This window comes from Aminobacter sp. 01T433 (assembly GCF_056398585.1).
Genome location: NZ_JBFTPR010000002.1, coordinates 265,890 through 283,545 on the forward strand (window position 1 = coordinate 265,890; position 17,656 = coordinate 283,545).

The 17,656-nt window shown below is 60.3% G+C and carries 14 protein-coding genes; 10 read left to right on the forward strand and 4 right to left on the reverse strand.

Features of this window, described 5'->3' with window-relative positions:
• Positions 1 to 56 precede the first annotated feature (56 nt).
• The 3 genes from AC1DLV_RS04040 to AC1DLV_RS04050 all read right to left on the reverse strand — a co-directional run bounded on the left by AC1DLV_RS04040 (position 57) and on the right by AC1DLV_RS04050 (position 4,831).
• Positions 57 to 1,892 carry an SLC13 family permease gene (locus AC1DLV_RS04040; RefSeq protein ID WP_476798285.1) on the reverse strand — a complete coding sequence of 612 codons (1,836 nt, stop codon included), beginning with the start codon at positions 1,890 to 1,892 and terminating at the stop codon, positions 57 to 59.
• 137 nt (positions 1,893 to 2,029) lie between these two features.
• On the reverse strand, positions 2,030 to 3,232 hold the full coding sequence (locus tag AC1DLV_RS04045; protein WP_476798286.1) for a M20/M25/M40 family metallo-hydrolase: 1,203 nt from the start codon (positions 3,230 to 3,232) through the stop codon (positions 2,030 to 2,032).
• A gap of 51 nt (positions 3,233 to 3,283) precedes the next feature.
• On the reverse strand, positions 3,284 to 4,831 hold the full coding sequence (locus AC1DLV_RS04050; protein WP_476798287.1) for an AbgT family transporter: 1,548 nt from the start codon (positions 4,829 to 4,831) through the stop codon (positions 3,284 to 3,286).
• A 473-nt stretch (positions 4,832 to 5,304) separates the two neighbouring features.
• Between AC1DLV_RS04050 and AC1DLV_RS04055 the strand changes: the two genes are divergently transcribed.
• From AC1DLV_RS04055 to AC1DLV_RS04095, 9 genes are all read left to right on the forward strand, one after another.
• Positions 5,305 to 7,032, forward strand: a complete 1,728-nt coding sequence (locus AC1DLV_RS04055; protein WP_476798288.1) for a hypothetical protein — start codon at positions 5,305 to 5,307, stop codon at positions 7,030 to 7,032.
• A gap of 252 nt (positions 7,033 to 7,284) precedes the next feature.
• Complete coding sequence (locus AC1DLV_RS04060) at positions 7,285 to 8,433, forward strand: alpha/beta hydrolase (protein ID WP_476798289.1); 1,149 nt, start codon at positions 7,285 to 7,287, stop codon at positions 8,431 to 8,433.
• A gap of 46 nt (positions 8,434 to 8,479) precedes the next feature.
• A complete protein-coding gene (locus tag AC1DLV_RS04065; RefSeq protein WP_476836121.1) occupies positions 8,480 to 9,004 on the forward strand; it encodes a Na+/H+ antiporter subunit E in 525 nt (174 codons plus the stop codon).
• Positions 8,997 to 9,257, forward strand: coding sequence for an MrpF/PhaF family protein (locus AC1DLV_RS04070; RefSeq protein ID WP_476798291.1), 261 nt, complete (start codon positions 8,997 to 8,999; stop codon positions 9,255 to 9,257). Before AC1DLV_RS04065 ends, AC1DLV_RS04070 begins: the two co-directional genes overlap by 8 nt.
• A gap of 5 nt (positions 9,258 to 9,262) precedes the next feature.
• Positions 9,263 to 9,505 carry a hydrogenase subunit MbhD domain-containing protein gene (locus tag AC1DLV_RS04075; RefSeq protein ID WP_476788793.1) on the forward strand — a complete coding sequence of 81 codons (243 nt, stop codon included), beginning with the start codon at positions 9,263 to 9,265 and terminating at the stop codon, positions 9,503 to 9,505.
• A gap of 1 nt (position 9,506) precedes the next feature.
• Positions 9,507 to 9,848, forward strand: coding sequence for a monovalent cation/H(+) antiporter subunit G (gene mnhG, locus AC1DLV_RS04080; protein ID WP_476798292.1), 342 nt, complete (start codon positions 9,507 to 9,509; stop codon positions 9,846 to 9,848).
• Positions 9,845 to 10,540 (forward strand): hydrogen gas-evolving membrane-bound hydrogenase subunit E, encoded by a 696-nt coding sequence (mbhE, locus tag AC1DLV_RS04085; RefSeq protein ID WP_476798293.1) that lies wholly within the window; start codon positions 9,845 to 9,847, stop codon positions 10,538 to 10,540. Before mnhG ends, mbhE begins: the two co-directional genes overlap by 4 nt.
• A 15-nt stretch (positions 10,541 to 10,555) precedes the next feature.
• On the forward strand, positions 10,556 to 10,924 hold the full coding sequence (locus AC1DLV_RS04090; protein WP_476798294.1) for a sodium:proton antiporter: 369 nt from the start codon (positions 10,556 to 10,558) through the stop codon (positions 10,922 to 10,924).
• Entirely contained in the window at positions 10,918 to 13,998 is a 3,081-nt protein-coding gene (locus AC1DLV_RS04095; RefSeq protein ID WP_476798295.1) for a complex I subunit 5 family protein, read from the forward strand. Before AC1DLV_RS04090 ends, AC1DLV_RS04095 begins: the two co-directional genes overlap by 7 nt.
• A 32-nt stretch (positions 13,999 to 14,030) precedes the next feature.
• Here the strand turns inward: AC1DLV_RS04095 and AC1DLV_RS04100 are convergent, their stop codons facing one another.
• Positions 14,031 to 15,179: a helix-turn-helix domain-containing protein gene (locus tag AC1DLV_RS04100; RefSeq protein ID WP_476798296.1), complete on the reverse strand. Its 1,149-nt coding sequence runs from the start codon at positions 15,177 to 15,179 to the stop codon at positions 14,031 to 14,033.
• Between the two features lie 1,245 nt (positions 15,180 to 16,424).
• On the opposite strand from AC1DLV_RS04100, the gene AC1DLV_RS04105 reads away from it, so the two are divergent.
• Positions 16,425 to 16,574 (forward strand): hypothetical protein, encoded by a 150-nt coding sequence (locus AC1DLV_RS04105; RefSeq protein WP_476798297.1) that lies wholly within the window; start codon positions 16,425 to 16,427, stop codon positions 16,572 to 16,574.
• The last annotated feature ends 1,082 nt before the right edge of the window (positions 16,575 to 17,656 follow it).

Genomic DNA, 17,656 nt, shown 5'->3' on the forward strand with positions numbered 1-17,656 from the left:
GCCCCTTCTTGAGATGCATGTGTGAATTCAGGCTACGCATGGTCCGCCCGTCCTTGTCAGAAGCGCCAGATCAGCGGCACGATGAAAACCGATACGACGAAAAACCAGATCAGCAGAGGCAGACCGAGCTTCCAATAATCGCTAAACGCATATCCACCTGGCCCCATCACCATCAGGTTCGTGGGGGTTGCGATCGGGGTCAGGAATGCGGCGGCAGCCGCTACCGCAGTGCTCATCAAGACCGGACGAGGCGAGATGCCCATCGCGGTCGCCGCCGCCACGCCGATCGGGATGACGATCAGGGCGGTCGCTGTGTTGCTGATGAGCTGTCCCATGATCGCGGTCAGCAGGAACAGGCCCGCCAGCAACGCAATCGGACCAGCATCGCCAACGAAGTTCACCAGATGTTCGGCCATCAGCTTTGCCGCGCCAGTCTCTACCATCGCTGTGGAGAGTGGCATCATCGCACCAACCAAAATGACCGTGGTCCAGCCGATGGCGCGATAGGATTGCTCGACGGTCATGATACCCGACATGATGATCGCGCCTGCGGCCAGTAGACCAGCGACCGCGGGTGGGACAATGCCCGTGGCGAGCAGCACGACCATGGCAAACAAGATGACGATGGCCTGTCGCGCGCCTGGCCCCATCGGCACGGCCTGGCGGCGCACCAGCTCAGGCGAGCTGACGACCAGCACGTCCGGATCGTCAAGATGGAGATCGAGCGCCTTCCATGTGCCTTGCAGCAGCATGGTGTCGCCGGCTTGCAGCACGATGCCGCCGGAATCCTTGGTTGCGTTATCGGCGGCGATCTCGGCACCTGCACGCTGCACAGCCAGGATGATCAGGTCGCCGCTATCGGTGACCATGCCGGGAAAGACCTTGTGGCCGACAAGGCCCGAACGCGGCGGGATTACCACCTCGGCAAGGCCGGAGTGACGATTGAACAAAGTCTCTTCGCCCTGCCCGGGCTTGGCTTCCTCGCGAAACGCGAGATGCATCGTGGCGGCAAAGGATGCGGCCGTTTCGGCATCGCCGCGCAGCAGCAGATGATCGCCTTCCCCCACAACCGGCCTGCGGGTCGGACTTGCGGTTTCGCCGTCTTGGACAGCAACAAGCTGTAGCCCCGGATAATCGGCGAGATTGATCGAAGATGAAGCCGCACCGACATAGGGCGAGCTTGCGCGGACCCGCATCTGATAGACGCCGCTGGCGAGCCCGTATTGCTCTACCAGCGTCTTGGCATGGCGGCTGAAATCAGCGGGCATCGTGGCGCCATTGCGCTCAGGCAAAAGCCGTTGACCAAACAGTACGATGATCGCCATCGTGCCCAGTAGCAGCGGTATGCCGACAAGGGCGAATTCGAAGAAACTAAAGGTGCCAACGCCTGCATCACCTGCGGCTTCCGACACGAGCACATTCACCGGCGTACCGGTTAGCGCCAGCATCGAGCCGGCATGCGCGGAGAAAACCAACGGCATAAGCAATTGGGACGAGTTGCGCTTGAGCCTGACGGCGATCACCACGACCACCGGCAGCAGTGCTGCGACCGCGCCATTGACGCTGATCAAGGCCGTGAGCAGCGACACAAGCAGCATGGTCAAAAGCAGAAGCCGTGTGCGGCTTTCTTCGCCAGCACCTCGGATCAGAAGCTGCCCCGCCCAGGCGGTCACGCCCGTGACCTCAAGCCCGGAACTTACGATGAACAGCGAAGCGATGAAGATGACAGCGGGGTCTCCGAGGCCACTGAGCGACTGGCCAAGGGTCAGGACACCGGTCGCCCACAGCGACAGAGCGGTGCCCATGGCCACCAGCACGACCGGAATCTTGTTCCAGACAAACAGTACGATGGCAACGGCTATGATGGTGGCAGTGTAGGCGATAGGACTCAATCGCTCAGCTCCTCATTGGGCCATGACAAGGCCGCCGAACCTTCAGATGCAGACCGCCGCCGGGCACTGGCCGCTATGTTGGCCAAGGTGCGTCGACGGCGGGATGTCGAGAGGCCGCATGCGGCCTCTACAACGCGCTAGTCTTCCAGCGTCGCCATGAGCACGCCAATGCGGCAGCCCTTCTCGAACTCGGGAAGGTTCACATATTCCTTGATGGTGTGGATCTCAGCCTGACCGGCACCAATCGTGATGGTGGGAATGCCGTGCTTGTCGAGCCAGTTGGCATCCAAGCCGCCGTTAGAAAACAGATAATTCGGCTCAATGCCCAGCATCTTGAGCGCCTTGGTGGCGCGCTTCACGACAGGCGTGTCTTCCTCGAGCTTGAAAGGCGGGTACGATTTTACGTGGCTGAACTTCACCTCCGCGGTGTCGCCCTCGTGATCGACAACCGCCGCCTTGGCCTTGGCGAAGGCGTCTCGATAGCCTTCAGCGATCTTGGCCGCGAAAGCGGATTCGGGACTGCGCGCCTCGCCCTTGATGTAGGCGTAATCGGTAACCACGTTCGTCGCGTCGCCAGCCGGCTTGCCATCCTTGCCGCCGAAGATGCCGACATTGCTCGTACCGTGACCGTCGGGCTTGACCACCTTGCCGAACCAGCCGGCACTGCGCGCCTCGGCAAGCGCCATGGCACCGACCATCGTCGCCGAGATACCTCGTTCAGGTGCCACGCCGGCGTGAGACGCGCGGCCCTTGATCTCGACTTCCCAGTTCTCCTGCCCGACTGCGCCAATGATCAGGTCCGATGCCGACTGGCCGTCGACATTGATGCACATGACAGCACCACCAAGGTCGGCAGGGTTGAGTTCTCGCGCGCCATGCAGGCCGCTTTCCTCGCGGACGGTGAAGAGCAAGGTGATCGGCGGATGGGGCAGCTTGTGCTTGATCAGCGTCTCCGCCAGCACGACAAGCAATGCCACGCCGGTGCGGGCGTCACCACCCAATGCTGTGGTGCCGTCCGACACAATCCGGTCGCCTTCCCGCCGGGGCTTGGCTCCGGCGCACAGTGGCACCGTATCGAGATGTGTCGAAAACAGGAGGCGCGGACCGGGTCGTGTCCCTGGAAGGTCGACGATGAGATTGCCCGTTTCGGTGGGCAGCGGGATCCGCTTGTTGGCATCGTCGAAGCGGATGGCCGACGCCGGCACGCCGACTTTCTGCAGCGCGTCGGAGACGGCAGCCGCAATGTTGGCCTCGTGACCAGTCACGCCTTCGACCGAGAGGAACCGCATCAGATGTTCTTCGGCTGCGGTGACGTCGAGATGTTGAGAGGTGTTGCTCATGGTTTCATCCGATCGTTTTGAGTTTTGCTTGGTTTCGGGCTGGGCCAGCGGTCACAGGCCCCAGGGCAGACCGAGCATCTGCCAAACCGCAAACAGCGCGGTCCACAGCACGAACATCCACACGACATAGGGCAGCATCAGCGACACCAATGTGCCCACACCTGCGGACTTGTCGTATTTCTGGGCGAATCCGACGACGAGCGCGAAATAGGCGTTCAGCGGGGTGATGGCGTTCATCGGCGAGTCGCCGACGCGGTAGGCCGCAAGCACCGCTTCCGGCTCGACACCGAGCTTCATCAGCAGCGGCACGAAGACAGGCGCGAAGATCGCCCACTTGGCAATCGCCCCAGTCAGCAGCAAGTCGATGATGGCAACGACGAGGATGAAGCCGAGCAGCAGGGGAAGCGGGCCGATATTGGCCGACTGGAGGACGCCGGACAGGCTGAGCGCCATAACCGTGCCGATGTTGGTGTAGGTGAAGTAGGCCACGAACTGGCTGAGGACGAAGAACAGGAAGATCGTGCCGCCCATGTTCTTGATCGACTTCTCGATCGCCCCGATCACTTCCGTCAGGGTTCTCAGAGTGCCGGCTCCGATGCCATAGGACCAGCCGGTGACCAGGAACATCAGCATGATTAGTGCGATCAGGCCATTCATGAACGGCGAGTTGCCGATGAGCTCGCCAGTGGTCGCATTGCGCAGTGGCGCGCCGGAAGGCAGCGTCAAGAACAGGAAAACCACCACCAGACCAATCAGTCCGAACAGGGCGTAGCGCAGCCCGCGCGATTCCTGATCTGACAGCGGAGCGCCGACGTCTGGACCGCCTTCCTCCGACTTGTCCGGCTTGTAAGCACCAAGGCGCGGTTCGATCATGCGGTCGGTTATGAACGCGACGATCACAGTCAAGAACAGCACAGACGCAATGGAGAACCAGACGTTCGAGGCGAGGCCAATCGTCCTATTGGGATCGACGAGGGCGGCAGCGTCGTTGGTGAACTCAACGAGCACGGCGTCGAGAGGCTTGATCAGCATGTTGACGGTAAAGGCACCCGCCACGGCGGCAAAGCCAAGTGCGAGCCCGGCAAGCGGATGCCGCCCGACTGCCAGATAGGCAACACCGGCAAGCGGGATCAGCACCAGATAACCCGCGTCCGCCGCAATGCTGGCGAGAATGCCAACGAAGGCCAAGATGTAGGTCAAAGCCCAGCGTGGCGACACCAGCACCAGCTTGCGGATCAGTGCGGTAACCAGTCCCGATTCTTCTGCGACGCCGGCACCGATCATGGCGGCAATCATGAGGCCCACTGCCGTGAAACTCATGAAGTTGGGCACCAGCGATTCATACATGAATCGGATGCCCTCGACATTCAGCAGACTGCGTATTGCGGTGCTCGCCTGCTCGATCTCCAGCGTCTCGGGATTGATGCGTTCGTAGGTAACGGCCGTTCCGAACAGCCCCATCACAGCCGAAAGGACAATGACGATGCCAATCAGGATGAGAAAGATGACGACGGGATGGGGAACCATGTTCCCGACGCGTTCGATGCCATCAAGGAGCCTCTGCATCGTCGTCTTTGGTGCTGCATTCGCGGTGGTCATGACTTGCTCCCCTTGAGTCAAAGCTTTGCGCACAAGCGCCGTGAACGACTAGGTGGACCGTCGATGTCTTGGAACTAGCCCAGCACGGACGCGATCCAATGCATCATACGCTCATTGAGCACAGCAATGAACGCTGCGTTTCGATGTGTTTAACGTGCTGCTACGCCGGCGGGATTAGCCTAGAATTCCAAAACTGTGCATTGCGTCTTATTTTGGCGCCGAGCATCGATGCAGGCTTTGCAGTTTGGGCGCTTGATGCAAAGTAACGCGAAAGCGACGACGCGCAGCATCGTATTGCGGAGCAAAGACTTGGGCTAAATTCGGTTCCCGGTCGACTGCTAAGGCGAGAGGAACGATACCATGAGCGATCTCGTTTTCATTGCCTTCTGCTGCGTGCAAGCCTCCGACCGGACCAACAGGAGGATACACGCACTACAGAGCCATGCAGTCGGCGCCAAACGGATGGCAAGCGTATGAACGAGCACGCGCCCGACGCCGGACCAGCCATTCCAGTTGAGTCCGGCCTCAGCGACTTCCAGCCGCTGAATGCAGCCGAAACAAAAATCGTTTCGAACCTGAAGTCGGGGGAATTCGACAGGCTTGGCGACGGCTCGCGTCCGGATTGGGACGACCCGGCGCGGACCGTGCGCGCGGAGCTTCTGCGCTTTCTCATTCTCGGCACCGACCATGGCTTTCGCATGCATGAAAAGGGCCTAAGCGTCAGCGGAGCCCGGGTGACAGGTGTTCTGGACCTCGAAGGCTGCCGAATTCCACGCGACATCCGTCTCAAGGATTGCTCTTTCGACGCCTCTCCTGTTCTGCGCTCGGCCATCATCGACAATCTGTTTCTCGACGGCTCGGCGTTGCCTGGCCTGCAGGCTGACAGGCTCGAAGCCCGGGGCGGGCTTTCCATTCGCGGCGCCACCGTTTCCGGAGAAATCCGTCTTGGTGGTGCTCGCCTGGGTGGCAATTTCGAGGCGGATGGGGCGACGGTGTCCTCGACTGATGGGACTGCGATCAATGCCGACGGCCTCGAAGCCAGTGGCGGCATTCTGCTGCGCGGCGCCGACGTGCGTGGCGGTATCAATCTTTCGGCAGCGCGCCTTGGCGCCGACGTCAATGCGGTTGGCGCTCACATCAAACGGCCCGGCGGGGTCGCCCTTGACGGCGACGGCATCGCCGCGCGAGGCGATCTTGCCCTGCGCGGGGCGACAATCGAAGGCGAGGTCCGTATGCGGGGGGCCCATTTCGGCGGCGACGTCGATTGCACCTCGGCCACGCTTTCCGAGCCCGGCGGCTATTCACTGCGGCTCAATCGTGCCCGGATCAGCGGCGCTTTCTTCCTCAAGCAGGGCGCGTCCGTTCACGGCACGCTCGATCTGACGGCCACCGAAATAGGTGCGATCGACGACGAACAGGCCTCCTGGCCCAAAAAGGGCGACCTGCTGCTCAACCGCTGCCAATACGGCGCTTTCATCGGCGGTCCGGTCGACGCGGCAAGCCGGCTCGACTGGCTGGCGCGCCAGGTGCCCGAGCGCTGGAAGGAAGATTTTTGGCCGCAGCCTTATGAGCAGCTTTCCACGGTACTGCGCGAGATGGGGCATGACGAGGATGCCCGTGCTGTTCTTATTGCAAAAGAAAAGCTCCAGCGGCGCGCAAGACGGGCACGCGCAAAGAACCCCGTCTTGCGATCCGCACTGGCGTTGAACGACGGCATGCTGGCGGTGACCGTACGCTACGGCCGCCAGCCGCTGCTTGCCCTGCTTTGGCTCGCGTTGTTCTGGGGTATCGGGGTTGCCGTGTTCGGTTTTGCCGAACGGAGCGGTGCCCTCAAACCCAACAGCCCGGTCGTCCTGCGCTCGCTGGAATGGACGATGTGCGCGCTGGAACAAACCGAAAGTCGCTACATGCCCTCCACCGGCCAAGTGATGCCTGGACGTGCTTTGGCAGGCCAGAACCAGCTTTCCTGTTTCTTGAGCCAGCCTGAGGCCTCGAGCTACCCCGAATTCAATGCATGGATGTATTCCCTCGACGCCCTGCTGCCGGTCATGGAGATCGGCCAGAAAGAATACTGGCGCCCCGACCCGTCGCAACCCAACGGGGTGCTCACCTTGAATTACTATTATTTCCAGTCAGTTGTCGGCTGGGCCCTGAGCCTTCTAGCGGTTGCGGGGTTCTCGGGACTGGTCAAGTCGAAATAAGCTGGGCGACCCTTGAGACAGGCCCATCGAATCGCAATTGGAGTGCCTCAAACGAAACGCGCCTTTTCGCGATCTGGCCCGAACTCAACGTTTCAGATCATTGGCAAGCAGTCCCGCAATTTTGCGTCACGTCCTGTTCTTCTGTCCTAACCGGGGCAGACTCTGCGATTTCAAGCCAGAACAACCTGTTCGTCGGTTGATGCCCGGCAGTTTTGCTGCTTCTCATCTACTGGAAATTTGCAAGGACGAGGCATGTTGGCAAAGCGCCTATTTCAGTTCCTGTTGCTCGTAACGCTGCTCGCCGGTTGTGGCGGGCCGCGAGCGGTTTTGGGTCTCGACGCCACGGCAAACAGAACGGCTTCAGCTGCGGTCGTGCCAGTCTTTGTTGCAACAACGCGCGCCCGATCAGACAACCTGTCCCTGCCCTATTCGGCCGAACGCTCGCAAACTCTCAATTTCGCCGAATTCGACATCGGCATTCCGAGAAATCACGTGCCAGGAGACGTCGAGAAAACTGGCCGGATACCTGATCCAGCGCGCCACTTTACGGCGCTAACCTACCAGCCGATTGCAAACCGCCAGAAGTTTGTCGATCAGCTCGACGCGGCGCTGCTGAGACGCGCACCGGAAGATCGTGAAATCTTCATCTTCGTACATGGCTACAACAACAATTTCGCCGACAGCATCTTTCGCGCCGCACAGATTGCGCACGACTACAATGTCCGGGCGGTGACGCTGCACTACGCCTGGCCTTCGGCAGGTTCCCTACCGCTCTATGTCTATGACCGGGACAGCACGGTTGTTGGCCGTGGCGGGCTTGCCGAGACGATTGAGATCGCCGCCCGGACCAAAGCGCGCAGGATCACGCTCGTTGGTCATTCGATGGGTGCCTATGTGGTAATGGAAGCTCTGCGCGAACTGGCGCAGACAGGCCGTGGGAGATACCTTAAGCGGTTGAGCGGCGTGGTGCTCGCTGCCCCCGACATCGACGTCGATGCTTTCCAAAGCCAGGTCCGCGACATCGGCGAGCTTCCTCGCCCGTTTGTTATAATCGTCTCGCGCCGCGACAGGGCCTTGAGTATTTCCAGGCGCATCGCCGGCGGACACCCTCGTGTCGGCAGCGGCTCCGATATTGCTCTTCTACAACAAAAGGACATCATTGTTCTCGATGCGTCGGATCTCGACGGTGGTACCCACGGTGTGTTCGCCAGTTCGCCAACATTGATCAGCCTTGTCGGCGATAGTGGCCTGATGCGCCACCTGATCGAAGGCGATCAAGCCAGCGCGACGGACACTATCCTTGCAGACGGCGGCTCGGCGATCGAAGGTGCCGCGGCCTTGGTCATCTACCTACCGTCGCGCATCCTCGGCGGGGTAGCGCTTGCGAGCCTCATCCGATGATTCCGTTTCTTTGTCGCAGACGCAGGAGTTGTGGATGACCGCGCCAATGAGCGACAATCGTGCACCCCGTGGTCCCCTTGGACTGCCCAAAGGCTTTCTCGGGTTGTGGCTGTTCCTGTTTGTTCTTTGGCTGATCGTCAACTCGTCCACCGCGCTGCCAATAGCTGCAACGGGCGCCGTCATTTCACTGGTCATCGCCTGGATCTTCGCCCGCCGAACCAATGTCTGGCACATCGACCTGTCGCCGCGCGGCGCATGGCATTTCCTTGCCTATACCGCGACCTTCTTCATCGAGCTGGTGAAGGCGAACATCAACATGCTGCGCTACGTCTACGCGCCCCGGATCGATATCCAACCAGGCATCGTCAAAGTCCATATGCGCCTGAAGTCGCCGATTGGCCGGTTGGCATTGGCCAATTCGATCGCGCTGACACCGGGATCGCTGGTCATGGATGTGAGGGACGACGCCATGTTCATTCACTGGCTCGACGTCCAGACGACGGATCCGGACGAGGCGACCAAGATGATCGTCGGTCCATTCGAGAAACATCTGGAGGTGGTCTTTGGCTGAGACAATCCTTCAGGTCGCAGGCGTTCTGATCTTTTTCGGCATCGCGTTCGGCGTGGTGCGGCTGATCATCGGCCGAACCATGATCGACCGCGTCGTCGCCATCGACATGCTGACTGTCGTCTCGATCTCGCTGATCGCGCTCTACGCTCATATCTCTGGGCGCTTCGTCTATCTCGATGTCGCCCTCGTCTACGGTCTGCTGAGCTTTCTCGCCGTGCTCGCCATTGCCCGCTTTCTCGAAAAAGGGCCGTGACCGCCATGCTTGAGCTGCTCGTCATTCTGGTCTGCGGAAGCATCCTGGTGAGCGGGGTTCTTGCCGTGTGCCTCGACAACCTCATGGCGGCGATGGTCAGCGCGGGACTGGCTAGCCTTTTTGCCGCGGTCTCGTATGTGCTGCTTGCCGCACCTGATGTCGCCATGGCGGAAGCGGCTATCGGCTCCGGCCTTGCGACGCTGATCTTCCTTTACGCAATCCGCCGCACAGGCGGCGGAAAGGGATGACATGGCAGAGCTGATCGGCAGCATTGTCGTTCTCGTGGGCGCATTCTTCCTGTTTTCGGCCGGCCTTGGCCTGCTGCGCATGCCCGACACCTTCACCCGCATCCAGGCTGGCGCCAAGGCCTCGACACTAGGCAACATCCTGGTCTTGGCGGGCCTCGGCATCTACCATCCCGACTGGGCGCTCAAGCTTTTGATCATCGCCTATTTCGTGCTGATGACCAATCCGCTGTCGTCCCACGCCCTGTCCCGAGCTGCGCACGCCATCCGCACGCCGATGGCGCCCTCAACCATGGTCGACGCCTTGCGCGACGAGGACGACGCCAAGGAGGGCAAACCAGAATGAAACGCGCGTTCACGCTGCTTGCCGTGCTGATGTTCGGCGTCATCTTTGCCCGCATGGTAGGTGACTACAGTGAACGGCAGAGCCTTTCGGCACTGGCCGAACACTATCTGACCGTTGTGCCGCAGCAGCTTGGCGCGCCGAATGTCGTCACCGGCATTCTCATTACCTTCCGCGGCTTCGATACGCTCGGCGAGGTCGCTGTGCTGTTCATGGTCGCCGCCAGTGTCGGCATTCTTCTCGCCGGCAAGCCTGGCACCCAGCAAGAAGAGCACGAACCCGAGCCGGAGCCTCGCCGCGCCAGCGAACTGGTCGAAAACGGAGCCGAGGTCATCTTGCCGCTGATTTTCCTGTTCGGGGCCTATGTCATCATGAACGGGCATCTTTCGGCCGGCGGCGGCTTTCAAGGCGGCGCTGTCGTCGCATCGGCGGTCATGCTGCTTTTGCTCGCCAAGCCATCATCGAAACTGAAACACGGCTTTCTGAGCATCACGGAATCGCTGGCCGGCGTGCTCTACGTCTCGATCGGCATTCTTGGGATGATCTTCGCTGCCGGCTTTCTCGACAGCCACATCCTGCCCAAAGGCGAATTCGGCACGCTGTTCAGCGCCGGCGCGATTCCGCTGATATCTACTTTGCTCGGCATCAAGGTCGGCGCTGAACTTAGCGTCATCATCGACCGTTTCCGCAGCTAGCCGCGAGGGATCGCCATGGGCCTACCGGTTTCCCACATTCTCTTGGCAACAGGGTTTTTGCTGGTGCTGATCGGCATGTGGGGCCTGCTAAGGCATCGCAACATCCTGCGCATCATCATCGGCTTCAGCCTGATCGACACCGGGCTGCATATCGTCATGGTCGCGACTGGCTACGTCACCGGACATACCGCCCCGATCATCGACAAGGCGCTTGGCATTGGAGAAGCGACCTCGCGCGCCGTCGACCCTATACCTGCAGCATTGGTTGTCACCGCCATCGTCATCGGCTTTTCAGTGACTGCAGTCATGCTGGCCTTTGCGATCCGCGTCTATGACGCCAAGAAAACCCTTTCCATCGACGCGCTGACGGAGTCGAAATGGTAGAGGCCCTTCTGCAGCCGCTGAACATTTTCCTGCTCGGCCTCGGGGGCGGCTTCCTCATCCCCCTGCTCTACAAAATCGCCAAGCCTTTGCCGGCCATAGCCTTCTTGGCCGCCCTTGTCGGCATCGCCGCGATCTCCGGCGCCAACCTGTGGGCGCTTCACAACGGTCACCCAACGATCGAGGTGCTGACTGCCGGCAGCACGCCACCATTCTCGATCAATCTGCGCTTCGGATTATGGGAAGGCGTCTTCACCTTCAGCGTCAATGTCGCGGCGCTGTTGGGCGCCTGGCACCTGTGGTCACGGCTGCGCGACAGCTATGCAGCGCTGCTGCTCTATCTGATCCTGGTCATGGGCATCAACGGCATGGTGATGACCCGCGACCTGTTCAATCTATTCGTGTTCCTCGAGATCGTCTCGATCGCCACCTACGGCTTGCTCGGCCTCGACCGCGGGCCGGCAGCCCTCGCGGCGAGCTTCAAATACATCATGGCGACGGTGCTCGCCTCGACATTTTTCCTGCTTGGTTCGGTGTTGCTTTATCACGTCACGGGTACGCTCAATATCGACGAGATGATCGCGCGGCGCGACCTCATCGCCGGGCCGATCGGCGTTACCGCAATACTGCTGGTGCTGTCGTGCCTAATCATCGAGCTCAAGCCTTTCCCGGCAAACGGCTGGGGTCTTGATGTCTACGAGACCTCCCCGAGTGGCATCGCCGCCCTTATATCGGGCAGTGTTTCGGCCGGCGTCTTTTTTGCACTGCTCAAGCTCTTGCCGCTGTTTGAAAACCAGCTTGGCATCATCGCGATTTCGGGCGGCATAAGCTTCCTGGTTTCCAACCTCATCGGATTGAAACAGACCAACGTTCAGCGAATGCTCGGCTACTCCTCCATTGCGCAGATGGGGCTGTTGATGCTGGCGCTCGCACTGCTGCACAAGGCCGGCGCCGAGGCCTCACTGCCGCTCGTTGTCGGTGGCCTATTCGTCAATCATCTTTTCGCCAAGGCAGGCCTGTTCTGGCTCGCGGGCGCGGTGGGGCGTACAGAAGTATCGGGCTGGTCTGCAATCGCAGGACGCCCACTCGTCCTGCTGGTCATGGCCCTGCTTCTGGTTGCCATCGCCGGTCTACCGCCCTTCCCCGGCTTCTGGGCCAAATGGGAACTGGTGATGCAGCTGTCCAAGGGGCAGTTGTACGGCTGGATTGTTCTCATCCTGGTGGGGTCGCTGCTCGAAGCAGCCTACATGTTCAGCTGGTTCAAGCAAGCGACGCGCGCCGTGCCCAACCAGGTACCGGTGCGGCCTACCCTTCGCGCGCTGGTACCCGCCACGGTGTCGGCGGTAATACTTGCGGCGAGCGGCTACTACGCAGCAAACATCGCGGGCGCCGCATCGCTGTGGCTGTTTGCGCCACTGTGCATTGGCGGCCTGCTCTTCGCGCTCGACTGGCTGCCGAGCCGGATCAAATGCACGCTGATGCTTCTGGCGGTGCTTGTCGTCGGCACTTGGATGATAGGCGACCTGCATGGCCTCAACCGGCTTTTTGCAGTGCTGCTGATGATGGGCGGGTTGGTCGTCGCCTCGGCCGCTCTCTACCGCAGCGACGCCCGCCCGGGTTATTTCCCGCTCATGGCCGTGCTGCTGTTGTCGATTGCCGCCCTATTGAGATCGTCAACGAGCCTGGAGTTCTTCTTCAGCTGGGAAATGATAACGCTGTCGTCCTATTTCCTAATCGCGCAGGGGCGAAACGCGCATCCCCACGCCCTGCCCTTCCTGTTGTTTTCGCTCGTCTCGGCCTTTTCGCTTCTTGCCGGCTTCGCGCTTGCCACAGCCGCCAATGACACCACAGCACTTGCAGCCTTCGGCACCGCTACGGGACCTGTCGCCGAAGCGGCGTTCGTCTTCCTAGCGCTTGGCTTCCTGATCAAGGCCGGTGCCCTTGGCGCACATGTCTGGCTGCCCGGTGCCTATGCAGAAGCCGACGACGATCTTTCAGCGATGCTGTCGTCGGTAGTTAGCAAGGTGGCGATCTTCGGCCTGTTCATCGTGACCTACCTCGCCATCCGTTCTGAGACCGGTCTGGAGCTCGCTCATGTCATGGGCTGGATAGGCATGCTTACGACTGTTGCCGGTGCGGTGATGGCCCTGCAGCAGAACGACATGAAACGCCTGCTCGCCTATTCCAGCATGAGCCAGCTTGGCTACATCATCACCGCAATCGCGCTTATGAGCCATCTCGGCTGGGTGACAGCACTCTACCTCGTTGCGAACCATTTGATGGTCAAGGGCATCCTGTTTCTTGCAGTCGCCGCTATCATCCTGCGAACCGGCACCAGAATGCTTGAAACCAATGGCGGGCTGGCGCGGAAAATGCCGCTCACCTTTGCAACTGTTGTGATAGCGCTGATCTCGATGTCCGGCCTGCCGCCGCTGGCCGGCTTCGGCGGCAAGTGGCTGCTGCTCAGCGCCATGGTCGAAAAGGGCTGGTATGGCCTCGCAGCAGGAGGTGTTCTCGCCACCTTCCTCGGCTTTCTCTATATGTTCCGCCTTGCCTATTCGATCTTCCTCGGACCCGCCAAACAGACGCATGAGAATGTCCGTGAGGCGCCGCCGCAGTTGCTCTTGCCGCAATTCGTATTGGTCCTGGCGATCTTGGCGCTGTCATTCCTGCCAAAACTGTTCATGGAACCGGTATCCTCAGCAATCGATCCCTACTTCGCCTCGACGCTGGTCTGGCAGGGTATGTCGCTGGAAACCATCTATGGCTACTGGAATCCCGTGCCGGTGTTGGTCGCCTCTACAGCCGCTGCTGCATTGTTGTTCGCACTGTCGTGGCTGATCTACCGGCGGGCCCGCAGTTATGACACGCCGCTTGGCGTCGCGCGGTTCTACCGTTTCTACCAAGGCGCCCTAACCCCAGTAGTCCTGCCCGTGGCGGATGCGTTCTGGAACGGATTGTCGCGCTTTGCGATCAATGCTGCTGGCTCGATTCGCAGGCTCTACACTGGCAACGGCCAGACCTATCTCCTCTACGTGCTCTACTACGTCATCGCGATCTACGTCGCGGCGGTGTAAAGCCACCCTCTCTGCCTGCTGACACCAAATTCCTAGACCTGAAGGTAACACAAGACCTGGCCGAGATCGCCTAACTGCACCCCTTGAAACATTGAAGGCAGCCTGAAAAATGACGGGTAGGCGCCGCGCGACGCGGTTCGGACGTCGCTCGGGCTGTATCCCATCTCTTTGCGAAAGGCGCGGCTGAAACTGGCCGCATCAGAAAAGCAAAGCTCTTCAGCCAACGCCGCGACACTCCGCTTCTCTGATGGGTCCGACAGTGCTTCATGCGCTGCAATCAGCCGTTGCCTCAGAATGTAGCGTCCCACGCCGCCCATGGGTTCAAACAAGCGGTAGAGCTTGGAGCGCGAGATGCCAAGCTGGGTGCACAGCATGGTCGGGCCAAGATTGGGCGCGCGAAGATTCCGGTGAATCGTCTGGCGCACCCGCTCAAGGACGGTCGTCGCTATCTGCTCGCTCGCCTCTCGAAGTCGATCAGAGGTTGGCGCGATGCAGGCGACGATAAGCGCGCGAATGCCCTCTATCAGTTGCGGCAGGTCCTTGGCCTCGACCATCGGCAGGCGCCGCTCAAGAGCTATGAGGAAGTCATACAGAAGACCCCCGAGCCCTGCCGACGGCAGGGTTCCGCCATGGCTGTCCAGTACGCCCGAAATGGGACGCAAAAGGTCGCGCGGTATGAACATGGTGGATACGCTGCTGTCGGCCGCCTTCCCTTCATAGGGCCGCGCCAGCGAGCGGATATAGAGTTGCTTTGGTTGGTTGCCGGCGATCCGTGCGGCATGGCTCTCGGGCAGCACCAGGCACCAATGGTCGAGCGGATCCTTGCGCAGATGCCGCCACGTTCGCGGCACAAGCGGCCCAGGCATTTGCGCGGTCGTAAACGCTAGCGGTCCAAGATCCCACACGTCCTGCCTGAAGCCGAAACCGTCCCTCGCCGACAAATTCGGTGAAACGTCGATGACCGATGACTGATATGCTCGCCACGCCTCGAATTGATGCTCGCCCGGCAATCGGCTGGTGTCGAAAGTAAGGGGCGTAATCAGCTGAGAAGCGGGCAATAGGACCTCGACAGGTTCGCCAGATTCGCGGATTGATGTTGCCGATTGCCGCAAGCCACCGCTCTCATTCGTTCCCGCCCATTGGCTGGTCAATCCGGAACGCACGATGCTGTCGGTCGGCATCTCGTATACCGGCGGCGAGTGGACATACTTCACCGTTCATGGTCACCTGCCCCCCAGCTTGGCCTTTGTACTTTCCTCGACGGCAAACGTCTTACAAGCGGTTGTCCGCCTTGCAGTTCGTTCTGACCACCGATCTGGCCTGCGACTATGCGACCTTCCTCGTTGCAACGCCAGATACGATCTGTTTCATAAATGCCCGCGCTGCGAGAATCTCTGTGTCTGCACCGGCATGGAAGAGAATGCACTATGCTAGTTGGACCGCATCGACGTCGGATGCTCATTTTTTGGCGTACGCGCGGCCACGACCATCCTACTTCATGGCTTGGCCCGCTGTGCGACGCCGGCTCAGGTAGTGCGCACAGACAGCTCGGGCTGGGCTAGGCATGGAACTGACCGCTAGCGCCTGCGACCGTTCGTAATGTCCAATCGCAGAGGCCCTGGGCCCAAAAACGACATCTGCATTGGCTGCCTAAGGAGCGCTCCGATAAAGGGCGAAACGGGATTGCGCGGAAGCCAATCTTGGTCGAGAATGGGATCGTCTTCCCAGAGATTGTCGCAACGAAAAAGATACACAGGGTCCGGCCCCCTGTGACTTTAGTGAAAAACGCTTTCCCTTTATTATCGTGAAAATCAGCAAGGCTATTCAGAGCCTTATGAGCGAGCGAGGGAGCAATCGACCGCCCTCTCCCTGGCTCTCTCATCGGCCCCTGCCCGCCGATGCAGGTCCGATAGACTATCATCATAGACAGACTGCCAGGGGAACGCGAAAGTGCGACCCCCAGCCTCGACGCGAACCGCTCAGTCTTCAATACTGCAGCCTTCCCGGCTTATCCATAGCCTACGTTTGTCAATTGGAGCCGCCTGTCTAGCGATGTCGTTGGCATCGCAGGCGCTCGGATGCGGAAGGGGTCAACACCCAGATTAGAGCGCTGCCCCGAAAGCAAGAGCGCAACAGTGCGCCGCCGGCGCGCGCCATCGCATCACTGTCATGTTGCTTGCACAGCCTGCGTTTGTCGCGAGACGCAACGACCTTGGTAGAGAGCATTTCTGAGAGCATCGGCACTCCTGGAACGAAATAGGACCTGCAACTGGCATCCACGCTTCGGCGGGAACTCTTTGGCAATTGGGGTGACACCAAAGAGGTGCCACTCAATATGGCAACTCTTGGCCTAATAGCCACGTTCTGCAGCGGCGCAAGGCCGGTGCGGCTTTGGAGCACTGGCCAAAGTGGAAATCGAGTATCCCATGCTGCCGTTTCAGTTCATTGCACTGTGCATCACGACACAGGCCGTCAAGGTCACCGAAGGCGATGCCTGGGCGCATGAGATCAAATATGGCCGCTATCGGAACCATATCTGTTTTTCCGGTGGTCACGCACGCGAGCCTTCACCCTAAACGGGCACGACTGGTCGATTAGTACACATCGGTGCTTGCCTCCATGCCCGCCCCCAATCAAGCGAGCTGCTCGGCCACGAACGACGGCAACAACTTGCGCCGGCAACCATGTGATGACTGTCGCGCCAGACTGAACGAGATTGTCGGAGATCCACGACCGTATTTTTCGGCCCAGTTCAGCCTGGCAGTAAAAGGCTCCGTTGCAGTCGCTGAAAAGATGAGCCTTGAGGGCATCGTTTCGAAACGCATGGCGAGCGTCTAGCGTGGCAGCGACAGCAAGGACTGACTGAAAGCGGACGCATATAGCAGCCGCTAGTTCATCATTACGGCCACGAGCAAAAACCCAGCAAGGCCCCTTCCCTGCCACAGCCGGACGTGAACGATGGCAGGATTGGCTATATCCTACCTCGGCAGGCGATAGTGGTAGTTCTGTTGGTGCCTTGACCGGCTGCTGCGTGCGCGCCCTGACCTCGCCGTCGGGCGAACAATTCGAATAGTTCGCCGTCAAGCGATCGGCGCGAGGCCAAAGCTGAAGTCGCCAGCCCGAATGAGTTGGGGTCCGTGAACGGTTACAGTTTTCAAGCAGAGGCTGGGCGACGCCTGCCCCCCGACGCGAGCGCCACGCGGCCAATCAAATGCTTTTTAGCTCGCTATGCGATCGCCCGACATCCACGTAGCTTTGTGGAGCTTGATATTCTGTTCGATGCCGGCGACGGCGCGCGAGCAGACGCGGCGGCTGTGTGGTAGTCGTTTTGCGGGAAGAAGAAAGCCCGTCGCGAATTATGTTTCCGGCACGACGTTGAACGCGATCCAATCGTCGCTCCGGATATGAGTTGGGCATTGGCATAGCGTGTTGGCACGCACCAAGCGGACAAGGTGCGTGTCTGAGCAAACACTGCCGTTCACCACGATCCAACTGGGCCGCGCTCCAGTCTTGCGGCGCGGCGCAGCACGACGCAGTCGTCGTCGGACACAGCCGACCGGCATTTTTATAGCAGGCCATTAAGCACGGTCCCGTCGCCCTTTCGCAAGAGACGGCCTCGCTCTGTCCCGAAGGTTCAGCAGCCCTGCTCCTGCCGTCC